This is a genomic window from Methylophaga sp. OBS3, from assembly GCF_026319325.1.
GTDB lineage: Bacteria > Pseudomonadota > Gammaproteobacteria > Nitrosococcales > Methylophagaceae > Methylophaga.
Window position 1 is genome coordinate 442,960 of the sequence record NZ_JAPDMU010000002.1, and the last position, 13,915, is coordinate 456,874.

Below are 13,915 nucleotides of genomic sequence, written 5' to 3' on the forward strand. Positions count from 1 at the left end.
GATTAAGGTGCCGCCGGTCGAACAGTTGGCATACGTTCACTTAACGGAATGACTGGCCGCTTAAGTTGGTGGTCAAATGTTGCTTTATAACTCATGACGGCGCGGATATAACCGCGTGTTTCGTTATAAGGAATATTTTCTGCCCAAATGTCAGCAGGTAATGCACTATCTTTTGGTAGCCAGTTCATGACGCGATGAGGGCCGGCATTATAGGCCGCCGTTGCTAAAACAGGGTTTTGCTGTAAGTCATCGTAAACTTTTCTGAGGTAGCGACTGCCAATTTCAATATTTCGGTTGGGGTCATATAACTCAGATACGGAGTTCAATGGTTTATTCAAAAGCTTTGCGGTGGCTCGACCAGTTGCTGGCATGACTTGCATTAAGCCCATAGCGCCGGCATGAGAATGTGCCTGACTATTAAAGGCACTTTCTTGTCGAGCAATAGCCAACAACCAAGCAATATCTAACTTTTGTGCTGAGGCCGCTTTTTGCATGGCATCTTGGTATAACACTGGGAAACGCTGATCGAGAGCATCCCAATATTTGGCACTACCTAAGATCGCAATCGTTTGGTTATGCCATCCCCATTCATGAGTCTGCAGTGATAATAATTGTAGTTCACGGTTACTCAGTGTGCTTTGCAGATAATAAGCTTCTCGGCGGGCTTCCAGATCTTCGCCAATATGATAAAACTCATAGAGACGTTGGTATGCTGGCATTGATTTGAGTTTTGCCAGTTCTTCAGCAGTTGCCTCTATTGGCTTGGGATTCATGCTGTAATCTGCACCCAACCGATCGGCAGCAAGAAAAGCATAATAATCACGCTCTTTAACCAGACCTCGATAGATGGATTCTGCCGCTTTTGGATCGCCGGTTTTTTCAAGACTCCGTGCTAGCCAGTATTGCCAAGCGGTTTCATGACGGGTGTTTTCATCCAAACTCGCTATGGCTAACTTTACTGCTTTCCAGTCTTGTTGCCAGAGTGCTGCTCGAACACGCCAAGGTTCATTTTGGGTGTCGCCAAAGTAGCGTAGCGCTTCATCTTTTCTGTTTAAAGCAGCCCATAAGCCCATTTCGCGCTGCACACTTGCACGCTGCTCATCGCTGAACTCATAGGCCGATTTGAGTCTTTGCCAGTGACCATATGCTTTATCGGGATCCTGACGCGCTAAGCGATGTAAACCATGGATAATGATTTCACGTGATAAAGGCACATCATTAGCAAGACTGACCCGATTGTGATCCACTTGCGCAGGTAGCTGGGATAACAAGCTTTGTGGGTTACTGTGAATTTGTTGCCAGCGCTCGGTCCAAGCTTGTGCGGTTGCGGTAGCATTAACTTGGCGAGCAAGGTATTTCGCTAATGAAAACTGCCCGGCTCGTAGGCTTAACATTAAACGCTCCCAACGGCGTTCGTCGGTTAGTAAGCCGCGCTTTTCAATAAAATTAAAAACCGGATCGCACGCCTTATCTTGAGAATATGGCACCAACCACAGCGCTAATGCCGCTTCTTCCGCTGCTTGTGTTTGGCCGGTATGCATTAATGCCTGTGCTTGATAACACTGGCGAGTGGCTGATTGTGTTGGTTGATAAAAATTCAGATACGTTTGCCACTGCTGGTTAGATGCCAGTTTATTGAGATAAGAAGCACGTAGTCTATTGGCAAAGAAACTGTTTTGATGTTTTTCTAAAAAAGCTGCGACGCTGTCATTACTGGTTTGGCTGAGTCGTTTATCGATAAAAAGATAATCGAGATAGCTTTGTAATGGATAGCCGTTCAGCTGATTTCGCAAAGATTGATATTGCGGCAGTTGCTGTGTTTGCAGCGCCTTTTTCGCTTGTTGATAAACTTTTCGTTGCTCATTTAGCGGTAAATCTGCGGTCGCCAAAGTCGGTAGCAACGTTGCTAACGTCAGTATAGAGATGAGTATTTTGCGCAATTTCATGGCGCCTATCATAGAGGAAAAATGGCCCAGATATCAGGGGGTCGCTAATTGATTTTGGAGATGCTTTTCAATTTGATCAAGGTTCGGTAATAAGGCAATTTGGCTACCGATTTTGATTTGGCAGTGCAGCCAGTTATCACCACCTTGTTGTGGTGAAATCTGTAGAGCAGCTTCATTGAGGGTAATTAACTGCGGTGCGCCACAGCAGGGGAGTGCGTAATGTGACACGCCCGCCGCTTGGTTAATACCATTGAGCACACAAAGTTTATTAGCAGTTCGACTTTCTTCGGTGGCGGTTTGGCCAATCAAGTTTTCCAAATCGATAACGGGCAAAATTTTGTCTCGCCAGTGACATTCACCAAGAATGAAGTCTTGTTGTCCGATATCACTTGTTGAAACGGTGCTTGGTAATGGTGTGACTTCAGCGATAGTCGTATTCGGTAACAATAAATAATGTTCTCGCAGTGGAATCAGCATGCAGTGAACATAATCTAGCTTGGCGGTCATAGTTGATCCTGATTAAGGGCGTCGTTGTGGGTAGTGACTACCCAACAGTTGTTTCATGGCGGCGACCAGTTCATTTTCCTGATAGGGTTTACCGAGGTAATCATTGACACCAATTCCCATCGCACGGTGGCGATGTTTGTCACCGGTACGGGAGGTGATCATGATGATTGGTAAATGTTGGAATTTAGCATCATTACGAACGATAGAAGCGAACTCAAAGCCATCCATTCTCGGCATTTCTACGTCGAGTAAAATGATGTCTGGCTGTTGTTCATAAAGCTGCGCTAATGCATCAACACCATCTTTTGCCGTCATTACATTAAAGCCAAGACGGGTCAGTAGTCCGCCTGTTGCTTTACGCATGGTGATAGAGTCATCGACGACCATCGCAACCGGCAATCTCTCTTCAGCTTGTTTTTGTAGCACAACTTCTTCCGGTACATCCGTATTACCAGCTTGTTGTTTACGATGAACCGAAATCAGTGTCGGAATATCCAAAATCAATACCACTCGACCGTCGCCAAGAATGGTTGCACCATTAATCGCATTGATCTGAGACATTTGTTTGCCCAGTGATTTGATAACGATTTCACGGTTGCTATTAATCTCATCAACTAGCAGAGCAACACGAACCGAACCGCTACGGAACAGTAGCAACGGCATTGGTTGGCGCGCATTTTCTGGTAAGTCTAGCGGTTCACCCAACAGGTGACTCAGCGGCACAAACTCATAATCTTCATCATTAAAGCGATAAATCGGTTGCGGTTGTGTCAGTAATTCTCGAATATCGCTAACGGCCAGACGCTCACCGGCTTTTACGGTAGATAATGGGATCGCGAACTGTTGTTGGTTAGCGGTGACCAGTAATGCCTGAATCAACGATAAGGTTAGTGGCAGACGAATATGGAAACTACTGCCTTTGCCAGCAACAGACTCGATTGACAGTCGACCTTTTAAAGCACGGATTTCATTGTTCACGACATCCATACCGACGCCACGCCCTGCAAGCTGAGACACATTATCAGCAGTGCTAAAACCTGATGTCAGAATAAGTTGCATCAACATTTCATCACTTGGATTATCGCTTGGCGCAATGAGTTTTAGTGCCAATGCTTTCTCGCGAATCTTACCGATATTCAGTCCCTGACCATCATCTCGAATACTCAATAAAACTTCTGAACCTTCACGACGTAAGTCGATATGCAGTTGACCAGCATCTGGTTTACCGTATTGCTCACGGTTTGTTTCAATACCATGCGCAATGGCATTACGCAGAATATGTTCAATGGGCGCAACCAGACGGTCAAGAATGGCGCGGTCAAGTTCCTGAGCGCCACCATCAACGCTTAGTTGTGCTGCTTTGCCCGTTTCACTGGCGGTCTGACGAACAATACGTTCTAGCCTTGGCACAATAAAACTAAATGGTACGAGTCGCGTATGCATCAAACCATGTTGTAAATCGGTATTGAGGCGCGACTGTTGCAGCAAAATAGTATCGGTTTCGCGAACCAGCTGATCCATGGATTGGCTGATGTCATTTAAGTCGATAACACTCTCAGTCAAACTACGAGATAATTGTTGAATCGTTGAGAAACGATCTAACTCAAGCGGGTCAAATTCTGCGTGATGATCCGCACTGCCATCTTCGTAACGGAAGAGGATTTGTGTTTCGGTTTCAATTTCCAGCTTACGTAATTGGTCGTGAAGTCTGGTAACCGTTTCTTCCATCTCACGTAATTGCTGACGTAAAGCTTGATGCTGTTGCGTGACGCGGTCACGTGAAATACTGACTTCACCAGCAAAGTTACTGAGATAATCCAGCAGATCCGCGCGGACACGGATTTGTTCACTTGGGTTTAATGCAGGCGTTGCTGGCTCAACTGGTGATGGTGTTGTTAACTCTGGCAATGGCTGAGTAATGACCATAGACTCACCAGAGCTAAAAGCATTTATCTCAGCTAATAAACTTTCGTTAACGATGATCGTCCGACGTGCTGCAAGTTGTTCTTGCATAACACTTAACTGATCTTGGCACCGTTGTAATAAATCGAAAAATGCTTCATCTGCGGGCTGTTTGTCATCGCAGACAGAAATCACTAAGGTTTCAATTTGGTGAGTTAAGTCGGCAATGGCTGTGACTTCAGTTAAACGTGCACCACCTTTTAGCGTATGCAGATCCCGTTGTAACTGCATTGATGCGGCATCGTTATCTGGCGTTTGTTGCCAGAGTTTGATTGCTTCGTTGCTCGACTCCAGTAATTCGGCAGCTTCTTCGGTAAAGGCTTCCAATAGATCTGGATCTACACTGTCGTAACCTTCATCAGCTAATGCTGAAATGACCGGCTCTGCTGGTATCGGATTGCTTTCTGGTGTGTCAGCCGCGTTATTGTCCAAACTGTCTAATGTCGCGGCGATATGATCACGTAATGGCGTCAAGTCAGCCATCGGTTTATTTTGTATGAGTGCTTCAATCTGGTTATTGAGCATTTCATAGACTTGCTCAAGTAATCCGATAACCTCTGGCGTATTTGCTTGAGGATGCTGAATAAGCCCATCCAACAATTGATACAAAGCAGCTAATGCTGGCAGTTCAGCATCATCAGCATTTTCAGCTAATGCTTTTAGCGTTTCTTGTAAGGCTTGTTGATGATTTTCCTGGCCTGTTTGCTGCCATTCGGTTAGCTGTCTTGTATAGCTATCAAGTAGGGTATCGGTTTCTTCTAGGAAACTGACTAATTGTTCAGGATCCATAGCGATAACTTGCTGCGCGTCAGCAACAACAGCATCAGGACGTAAATTGAGAATCTGCCGATGTAGCAGACTGATATCTGGCTCACTAGCACCATCATTGATAGTTTCAATCAAATGATGCAGGTTTTGATAAACCTGTTTGAGGAGTGACAAATCATCAGCATTAAGTTGCTGTTGCTGGCGGTGCATTTCTCTTAGGGTTTGATCAAGCTCTGTGGCAATCAATGCAACAGGTGTCACACCCGCGATATTGGCGCAGCCTTTAAGTGAATGCGCGGCGCTCAATTGAGGTTTGTCGATATTGTCGCCAACATGCAAGTTATAACTTGCCTCAGTCAAAGTCAGTACATGCTGACGCGCTTCACTCAAGAATATTTCCAGAAGCTCGGCATCTTCATCATCTTCAAGGTCGATTGTTTCAACTTCTGGCTCGATATGATTTTGAATATATTTTTCGATGGTGGTGACATCGGTCAGTATGGTTGTAGTCGCATCACTTTCCGCAAGACGTTCGATATATCTATCAACAGACGTTGGTTGTTTTTCTGTTGAAATAGCCGAGGTTGAGTGTTGTTGAATGTATTGCTCAACGCCTGTTAGTGATGTCGGTAAGGTTTCAATTACGACATCATCTGTTTCTGGCTCGACCGCTTGCTCAATTGGTTGCGTCTGTCCTTCACGAATAGCGGTCGCTAGTAAGACCATTTGGTCGGCATCAGCTGTTGATGACATATCACCATGACTGAAACGCTCAACCATATCTGCGATAACAACCGGTGCTTGTGTCAACATGGCAGATAATTGCGAGGAATCGGCAGCAAAACCTTCTAAGACGCGGTTTAATAAACTCTCTACCGACCAAGCAACATCGCCAACTGCCATTGCGCCGGCCATACGACCGCTGCCTTTTAGAGTATGGAAATGCCGGCGAATGTCACTTAACACTTCGACTGATTGTTCAGCGCACCAGTCGGGAATGAGCTGATTGAGCTCTGCAAGCACTTCCTCGGCTTCTTCGAGAAACACTTCGGCGATATCTGGATCAATACCTTCAGCAAATCCCACCAAGCTATCAGCAGCCGTTGTTTCACTGATTTCTGGAATTTCTAAAGAAAATTCAGTTGATTCTGCTACTGGAGAGGTTTCTGGTTCTGCAAAAGGTTCTGGAATGTCAGAAAAATCAATTGTTAAATCAAAGTCTTCTGTTTCTTCAACTTGTGGTGAAGTGGTTTCATTATCGGTGTCGAAAGACCACGTCAGCGTATCTGTTTCGCTGTCATCAAATGACAATACTGGGGCTTCGGCTTCGGCTTCGGCTTCGGCTTCGGCTTTGCCAGAATTTAGCTGTTGAATATAGGCTTCAACAGATGACATTGGTTTTTCAGTTGTGTTTGTCTCTATTTCAACTTCGAAGCTAGTGTCGTCAGGGATTGAAGCTGGCGCTGAGTCAGCTTGTGCCTGAATATATTTCTCAACACTTGTTAATCGTGTCTCTACAGGAGCTTCAGTAATAGGGGCTTCTTCACGAATCTGTTGCGCCGGTGCAGAATCAGCTTGTTGCTGGATATAAGCCTCAACGCCCGTGATTGGTTTCTCAATAAGGTTAACCGGCTTATCAAATGATGTGACTGAAATGTCAGGCGCGAACGACTCGGGTAAAACTTCATCTTCGATAAGGCCAAACTTATCTAGAATTTGATGCGCATTTTCAATCAGTTGTGGTGATGATTGACCATGCCGTTCAACAGATTCCATGTAGAGTTCAGCCGCAGAGAGAATTTCTGCTAATTGCTGAATAGCAGATGTTGTGAGCGGTTCGTCACTTGGCTGACTTTGTAATTTATTTACTGTCGCCGTTAATAACAGAGCTGCATCAGTAAGGTTTAGCATATCCAAGCTGCCAGTAATTAACTGTAAGCCTTGGCAACTGCTGTCAATCAGCTCGCTAGATATATCGCCTTGTTGCGCTGCAAGTGTCAGGTTTTCTTTGATATTACCCAGTTCAAACAGACATTCTTTGACGACGGTTTGTTGTAGTTCGGTGGTATCGATTCCAGACTGGTCATTACCATGCTGTTTCAACTGTTTCTCAAGTTGCAGCAAGCTGTCAGCTAGTTCGGTCAGGATATGGTTGGCTGTTTCAGGAACTTGCTCGGTGAGTGTTAACAACTGTTGATGTTGCTTATGAATTAATTCACTACCAGCATTTTCATTGAGCAGTGATAGGGTGTCGGCCATGCTTAATAGTTGTTGCGCGATATCACCAACTTCATTGGCGTCTGCAGCACTTGGCTCAAAATCGTTGATTTGTGATTTTAGTTTTTGCAGATCTTCTATCAGGGCTGCATGCGCATCAGCTAAAGCATTATCGCTCATGCCATAAATTGCTTTTTGCTGATCAAAAAAGTGTAGTTGATAGGCTTGCTTGAGGCTGGTGACTAATACGCCATGGCTGTTGGCTCGGGCAACGGTCAGAAGTAGCAGTTGCAGCAAACTTTCTGGAAAAGCCGGTAACAAGGCACTTTCACCTTGTTCACCAAAAATTTTAATTGGTGGCGCGAGTTTGCCAATCAATTGTTTGATATTCGCGTCGGCTGTTAGGCCGCGTTGCAACAATGCTTCAAATAAAGCCTCGGCTGCCCACCATAATTGCGTTGTTTTTTCCTGGTGGCTGGCAAGGCGTAAATAATTCAGCAGGCCTCGCATTTTTCTAAGGCTGGCATCATCTTGTTGTTTCAGCCAATTAAGTAATAAGCGTTGATATGCGGCAGCTAATTGCTGTGGGGCAATGTCAATACTTGGTGGTTTACGCAGCGGATCTGGCGCAATACCTTCGGGCAAGTTGACACTAGGGGGTAATTGGAAAAAATCTTCCGCCGGGTAGGGTTTTTGCTGGCGGACTTCACGCAGTTCATTAATGCTTTCTATTAAGCAAAGAGGGTGATCTGGAAACTCCTCACCTAATAATTTTAGGTAATTAGGTAACAGCAACAGGCTGCGAAGTAAGACTTCTTTGGCATCATCATTATTGGTGAATTCTGGTGTGCGCAGCTGTTGGCATAGTGACTGCATTTCCGCTGTCAGCAGTTGCGCACCTTGCAGATTCAGCATTTGCAAAGTGCCGTTAGTTTGATAAAGCTGTTCGATACAACCTGGCAATAAATTGCTGTCGCCAGTATCAATAAAGGCTTGCAGAGATTGTAATGCGGTGTTGAGCGACTTTTGCAGCTCATCTTGAACCCACATTAACGCACTGTAATTACCTTTGATTAGTTGAGCCATCTGGGGTCTCCGCTATCAGCGCACAGGATCAGGGTAGTTTGAAACCTGATACCGACTTACGTAGCTCATTCGTTAACTCCAATAAGCGACCGATCGCAGCGGCACTTTCGTTAGTACCAGTCGATGTTTGCATGGTGATTTCCTGAATGACGCTCATGCTTTCTGATGTGCTCACAGCGGCAACAGCTTGTTGTTTCGCATTGTCAGAAATGTTGGTGATAAGTTCAGCCAGTTGTTGAGATACCGCTTCGATTTGTTCAAGTGATGCACCGGCGTCTTGTGATAGACGTGCCCCTGAAACAACCTCTGAAGTACTTTGCTCCATTGAGCTGATAGCTTCACTGGTATCACTTTGGATGGTTTTTACGAGTGCGTCGATTTGTCGAGTCGCACTACCTGAGCGTTCCGCAAGACGCTGTACCTCGTCAGCAACCACGGCAAAACCACGACCCGCTTCACCAGCCATCGCAGCTTGGATAGCAGCATTCAATGACAGAATATTAGTTTGTTCGGCGATGTCATTAATCAGCTCAACGATTTCACCGATTTGTTGCGAGCTTTCCCCAAGGCGTTTCATACGTTTTGAGGTTTCTTGAATTTGTTCACGAATGGTATCCATACCATTGATTGCTTTCTTAACCGCACTATTACCTTGCACCGCAAGTGTTACTGATTGACGAGCAACTTCTTGCGATTGGCTCGCATTGTTAGATACTTGCTCAATAGAAGCAGCCATTTGCGTGATCGCCGAGCTAACCTCGGTGATTTGTTGTGATTGATGTTCACTGGCATCAGTTAAGTGTAATGCTGTTGCCTGGGTTTCTTGCGCTGCTGACGATACCTGTAAGGTTGTTGAGTTAATTTGCTCAACCAGGCTACGTAAAGCGTCAATGGTGTAGTTAACTGAGTCGGCAATTGCGCCAGTAATATCTTCAGTAACCGTCGCGGATACGGTTAAGTCACCGTCTGCCAGATCACCCATTTCATCAAGCAGTCGCAAAATCGCATCTTGGTTATGACGGCTCTGTAACTCCATATCATCAAGTGACTGCTTTAATTTACCAATTGGTGGCCAAGCAAGACGAATCGAGACAAACACCGCTAATAAAATAGCTAAACCACTCATGCCAGCTGTCACCAATGGATCTGCATGAATACGAACAAACTCACCGGTTGCCAATAGCCACAAACCGCCACCAGCCAGCGTCAGAAATATCAATAAAAGAAAAAGGTGTAGCACATTGCTTTTACTGAGCAGTGAGGCAAAAAACACTTGGCGAGTGGCGTTCATAACTACAATCCTACAAATAAGAGTTAAGCTGCGGCATTAATAAATTTGGGATCATCAGCCAGTTTATGAAAATCCAGCACGTACCAGTGCCGATCTGGTTGACTCAGGCTGCCCTGCAAGTAAGGGCGAAGGTTCATGTGTAAGCTATCCGGCTGTGGATCAGGCTTTTGTTGGAAATGTTTTAGACCGTAGACTTCGTCGACTAACAGTCCGGTATACAGATCAGGATGATTGATAACCAAAATACGACTGCGTTTATCTAACTTGGCACTTGGCCCTTGTAAGAAAAGTTGTAAGTCGATTATCGGTAATAAATCACCACGTAAATTTGCGACCCCGAAGACCCAGCGTTGGGATTTAGGTACAGCTGTGATTTGGACCGGTACTGGAAAAACTTCGCGGCAATGATCCAGTGGCACTAAAAAGTGCATATCGGCTAATCTGAAGCCAATACCGCTCCATGAACCTTGAAGATTATCTTGCTGGCTCAGTCCAGCAACGCTTTTTCTGCTTCGTTGCTCAATATCCTGGAGCAGGGCAATTATGTCGGCGGGATTTTCCGTATTCGCGAACATCAGCTGGCTAACAGCTCGTTAATTTGCGACATGAGCTCGGATTCCTCTACAGGCTTACAAAGGTAGCCTCTCGCACCTTGACGTAGCCCCCACATTTTGTCGGTTTCTTGATGTTTAGATGAAACAATAATGATAGGAATGTGTGTGGTTTCTGGATCTTTGGTGAGACGACGTGTTGCCTGGAAGCCATTTAATTCAGGCATGACAACATCCATTAAAATCAATTGTGGTAACGCTGCATGCGCTACTTCAATTGCTTGTTCACCATTTTCAGCAACGATCACTTCGTGACCGTTTTTTTCCAACATTTTGCGTAATACGTAAACTTCTGTTGGCGAATCGTCGGCAATCAGAATCAAAGCCATAAAGCTCAACCGTCCTTGTTTTTGTTCAGCAAATGCGTGCGAATAGCACCCAATAAATCATCACGTGTAAATGGTTTGGTTAAATATTGTTCAGCACCAACTACTTTGCCTTTGGCGCGGTCAAATAAACCATCCTTACTAGACAACATAATGATTGGAATATCGCGATATTTAGGATTATTTTTAACCAATGCGCAGGTTTGATAGCCATCCAATCGCGGCATCATAATATCGATAAACAAAATATCTGGATGTTGGCCGCTAATCATCGGCAACGCTTCAAAACCATTATCAGCGGTAATGACTTCACATCCAGCTTTTTGTAACAATGACTCAGCACTACGACGTATCGTCTTGCTATCATCGATGACCATAACTTTCAGGCCGGTAAATTCTGTCAAATTGTCACTCACGGTTTGTGCAGACCCTGAAATCGATTAATTATTTAAAGCAACGTTGAAGATAACCCATTTTTTTCGTGCCGGCTAGTTAAGCGCAAAAGCAATAACCACGGGACTCCATCACTAAATCGTCACGTAGCCAGAGTATGAATGACTTGAAAATGGGAATCTGTGTCCCATATCACAGTAATCAGCGGCAAACGCCGCTATCGCTAAGGAAACCAAATATATGAGCTCAGCAGTGCCACATTTGACGACCGCCTTGAATGGTCCACTCCTTCAGTTGGAGTCACATTTGTTGGACCGCCAAGCAGATGTGGAAGCCTGGCTCCGCGAACAATGGTTAAAAACGCCCGCGCCTTTTTATGCCTCTGTGGATTTGCGAAATGCAGGGTTTAAATTAGCGCCAGTCGACACCAATTTATTTCCTGCGGGATTTAATAACTTGAATGCGGCCTTTATGCCATTGTGTATTCAAGCCGCGCAAGCAGCAGTTGAGCGCGTTTGTCCAACGGCTCGTCGGGTGTTGATCATTGCCGAAAACCACACACGTAATCTGTTTTATCTAGAAAGTCTGGAAACATTGCGCGGTATTTTTGAGCAGGCGGGTTTAGATGCACGTATCGCCAGTTTGCGTGATGACATTACCGAACCACTGGATGTTGAATTACCGTCAGGGAAAGTTTGTCATTTGGCGCCACTTGAGCGACAAGGTAATCGTGTCGCGATAGGTGATTTTTCACCGTGTTTGGTTCTGTTAAATAATGACTTATCTGCAGGCCGTCCAGCGATTCTTGAAGGTCTAGAACAACAATTAGTCCCACCATTACACGCAGGTTGGTCAACTCGTAAGAAGTCTGATCATTTTAGTCACTACAACGATGTCGCCAATGAGTTTGCCGAAAAGCTCAATATCGATCCATGGCTGGTATCGCCATTAACACTGCAATGCGGTGAAGTCGATTTTATGGCACGTAGTGGCACCGAATGTTTGGCGCGAAATGTTGAAACTATGCTGAATGCGGTGCAGAAAAAGTACGATCTATATGGCATCGATCGCGAACCATTTGTGGTAGTCAAAGCTGATTCTGGCACTTACGGCATGGGCATCATGACGGTGAAATCAGTGGATGAAATCGTTAATTTGAATCGTAAACAGCGCAACAAAATGTCCTCTGCGAAAGAGGGCTTGGTTGTCGATAATGTGCTGATCCAAGAAGGTGTATATACCTTTGAAACATTAGGCGAAGAGCAAGCTGTGGCAGAACCTGTCATTTACATGATGGATCACTTTGTTGTTGGTGGTTTTTATCGTGTTCACACAGGCCGAGGCATTGATGAAAATCTCAATGCGCCGGGCATGCACTTCCAACCTTTGGCTTTTGCACAATCATGTATTGAGCCAAACAAAGCCGATAAACCAGACGCTGAACCAAATCGTTTCTATGCGTATGGTGTTATCGCAAGACTTGCCCTATTAGCGGCAGCCAGAGAGTTAGCTTAGTTACGAGGCGTGTTCGCTCAAATAGGCGATAGTCATGGTTTGGTTATGAAGCAAACTGTGGCTGTCGTCTTCACCTGAGCAAATCTCACCGTTAGAGTAAAAGCCCGTGATACCGGTTTGCATACCGAGCAAACGTTGTACGGCAAACACTTCATCTGAAACCTGATCTTGCATTACCAGTTTGCGACCCACACAGCTGACGCAAATCGCCAATGCTTTGTCATTGATATCAACTTCTTTTTGCAGGATCTGACGGGCTGCTTCACTGGCACCGACAACCAATTGATCGTGATCTGATTTCAAAAAGCGAACCGTAGAACCTTCGGCGATATTACCGGCAAAGGTCAGACTGTTATCTTTTTCGCTAATCGAGAGAAGGGTACGGATAACATTGACGTTTTTGTCATCCATAATGGCAAATGGGAAGTTTAGTCCCGATGCGGGTAACTCATTCGCGTAATAACCGATATACATTTTGTACAATGGTAACGCCGGTTTGTTATCAAGCTCGTAAACAACGTTTTTGTTTGCGCGAGTAATGCGGCGAGGCGGACCATAAGGTTTCCAACCGCCTAATGCGCCGCTAGTGACAATGGCATCTTTTCCGTAAATACCAACCGCAATCACAACACGGTCTTGGATTTTGTCATTATTCAGCAATAAAGTTTGCGTAAATTGTGCAGCATCACCCGCTAAGCCGCCGGTAATTGGCACATTTGGTAGAACTTCTTGCAAGCCTTCAACCAGTTCTGAGCCATTAACATTAAGCCCATCACTTAAGACGAATAAGCCTTTTAAATCTGGGGCTAATAATTCATTGGCGATTTGTGAGCCTAACGCATGAGATTGTTCCATGCTATTTACTGGCTTGGTAATAAACCGTAATTGGCTACGCTCCCAGTGCATGGCAGTGATATGCACACTGTCATCAAACACACCGTCACCGGTAATTTCACCAGACGTGGTGCAACCGATAATTTGTGCATTGGGATAACGCTTCTGCAACTGTGCAGCAAAATTGCGTTCACCAAAACGATTAACTGAGCCAAAGACCAGCACCCAATTCGCTTCGGCAAGTGGCGACTTGCCTGGGAGTTTAGAGATCGCAGTCTTTGCGGGTAAGTGTTCCTGAGCAAACTTCATTGGTTAAGTCCAGCATCCTGAGTTCTTGGGCTAACGTGTCCCTGTCATCACAACGAAATAAAACGCTGAGCTGATACTACATCAGTTAATTCAGTATGGGGAAATGCTTAGGATTAATTTGTGAACTGCTAGGCAGATTTAGCAGTGAAT

The 13,915-nt window shown here is 45.1% G+C and carries 9 protein-coding genes; 1 reads left to right on the forward strand and 8 read right to left on the reverse strand.

The features are described from left to right. Positions 1-2: 2 nt before the first annotated feature. Genes OMP94_RS06520 through pilG form a run of 7 tightly spaced genes read right to left on the reverse strand, consistent with a single transcriptional unit; the run spans position 3 to position 11,130 of the window. Complete coding sequence (locus OMP94_RS06520) at positions 3-1,946, reverse strand: transglycosylase SLT domain-containing protein (RefSeq protein ID WP_266277427.1); 1,944 nt, start codon at positions 1,944-1,946, stop codon at positions 3-5. A 33-nt stretch (positions 1,947-1,979) separates the two neighbouring features. Continuing rightward, positions 1,980-2,453: a chemotaxis protein CheW gene (locus OMP94_RS06525; RefSeq protein ID WP_266277429.1), complete on the reverse strand. Its 474-nt coding sequence runs from the start codon at positions 2,451-2,453 to the stop codon at positions 1,980-1,982. A 12-nt stretch (positions 2,454-2,465) separates the two neighbouring features. Beyond that, positions 2,466-8,486, reverse strand: coding sequence for an Hpt domain-containing protein (locus OMP94_RS06530; protein WP_266277431.1), 6,021 nt, complete (start codon positions 8,484-8,486; stop codon positions 2,466-2,468). A 28-nt stretch (positions 8,487-8,514) separates the two neighbouring features. Continuing rightward, positions 8,515-9,777 carry a methyl-accepting chemotaxis protein gene (locus OMP94_RS06535; RefSeq protein ID WP_323135062.1) on the reverse strand — a complete coding sequence of 421 codons (1,263 nt, stop codon included), beginning with the start codon at positions 9,775-9,777 and terminating at the stop codon, positions 8,515-8,517. 23 nt (positions 9,778-9,800) lie between these two features. Beyond that, positions 9,801-10,352: a chemotaxis protein CheW gene (locus OMP94_RS06540; RefSeq protein ID WP_266277433.1), complete on the reverse strand. Its 552-nt coding sequence runs from the start codon at positions 10,350-10,352 to the stop codon at positions 9,801-9,803. Further along, entirely contained in the window at positions 10,352-10,717 is a 366-nt protein-coding gene (gene pilH, locus OMP94_RS06545; RefSeq protein WP_266277435.1) for a twitching motility response regulator PilH, read from the reverse strand. The genes OMP94_RS06540 and pilH overlap by 1 nt, the downstream gene beginning before the upstream one ends. A 5-nt stretch (positions 10,718-10,722) precedes the next feature. Then, positions 10,723-11,130, reverse strand: a complete 408-nt coding sequence (gene pilG / locus OMP94_RS06550) for a twitching motility response regulator PilG (RefSeq protein ID WP_266277437.1) — start codon at positions 11,128-11,130, stop codon at positions 10,723-10,725. A 217-nt stretch (positions 11,131-11,347) separates the two neighbouring features. Between pilG and gshA the strand changes: the two genes are divergently transcribed. After that, complete coding sequence (gene gshA, locus OMP94_RS06555; protein ID WP_266277439.1) at positions 11,348-12,622, forward strand: glutamate--cysteine ligase; 1,275 nt, start codon at positions 11,348-11,350, stop codon at positions 12,620-12,622. On the opposite strand, the gene OMP94_RS06560 is transcribed toward gshA, so the two are convergent. Further along, on the reverse strand, positions 12,623-13,765 hold the full coding sequence (locus OMP94_RS06560) for an FIST signal transduction protein (protein WP_266277443.1): 1,143 nt from the start codon (positions 13,763-13,765) through the stop codon (positions 12,623-12,625). Between the last annotated feature and the right edge of the window lie 150 nt (positions 13,766-13,915).

Coding starts and splice junctions, on each gene's coding strand:
- OMP94_RS06520 (WP_266277427.1), bottom strand. CDS start 1,946: ATGAAATTGCGCAAAATACTCATCTCTATACTGACGTTAGCAACGTTG.
- OMP94_RS06525 (WP_266277429.1), bottom strand. CDS start 2,453: ATGACCGCCAAGCTAGATTATGTTCACTGCATGCTGATTCCACTGCGA.
- OMP94_RS06530 (WP_266277431.1), bottom strand. CDS start 8,486: ATGGCTCAACTAATCAAAGGTAATTACAGTGCGTTAATGTGGGTTCAA.
- OMP94_RS06535 (WP_323135062.1), bottom strand. CDS start 9,777: ATGAACGCCACTCGCCAAGTGTTTTTTGCCTCACTGCTCAGTAAAAGC.
- OMP94_RS06540 (WP_266277433.1), bottom strand. CDS start 10,352: ATGTTCGCGAATACGGAAAATCCCGCCGACATAATTGCCCTGCTCCAG.
- pilH (WP_266277435.1), bottom strand. CDS start 10,717: ATGGCTTTGATTCTGATTGCCGACGATTCGCCAACAGAAGTTTACGTA.
- gshA (WP_266277439.1), top strand. CDS start 11,348: ATGAGCTCAGCAGTGCCACATTTGACGACCGCCTTGAATGGTCCACTC.
- OMP94_RS06560 (WP_266277443.1), bottom strand. CDS start 13,765: ATGAAGTTTGCTCAGGAACACTTACCCGCAAAGACTGCGATCTCTAAA.